At 35.1% G+C, this 225-nt stretch carries 1 protein-coding gene; it reads left to right on the forward strand.

What is annotated here, in order from left to right; all coding sequences use genetic code 11:
- Positions 1–225 (forward strand): transposase (locus TP70_RS10125; protein WP_044361428.1); only part of this gene is annotated, 225 nt, incomplete at both ends.

Consider the following 225-nt stretch of genomic DNA (forward strand, 5'->3'; position numbering starts at 1 on the left):
ATCATACTCTGCAATTGGTATTGACTTGGGTATTACGAATTTTGCGATCTTTTCTGATGGTCAAAAAATTGATAATCATAAATTCACGGCTAAAATGGAAAAGAAACTCAGATGTGAACAACGTAAGTTGTCAAAGCGTGCTTTGTTAGCTAAAAAGAGGGGTGTCAACCTCTTTGAAGCAAAGAACTATCAAAAACAAAAACGAAAAGTAGCGCGATTACATGA

The sequence above is a fragment of the Staphylococcus microti genome (assembly GCF_000934465.1).
Taxonomy (GTDB): Bacteria; Bacillota; Bacilli; order Staphylococcales; family Staphylococcaceae; genus Staphylococcus; species Staphylococcus microti.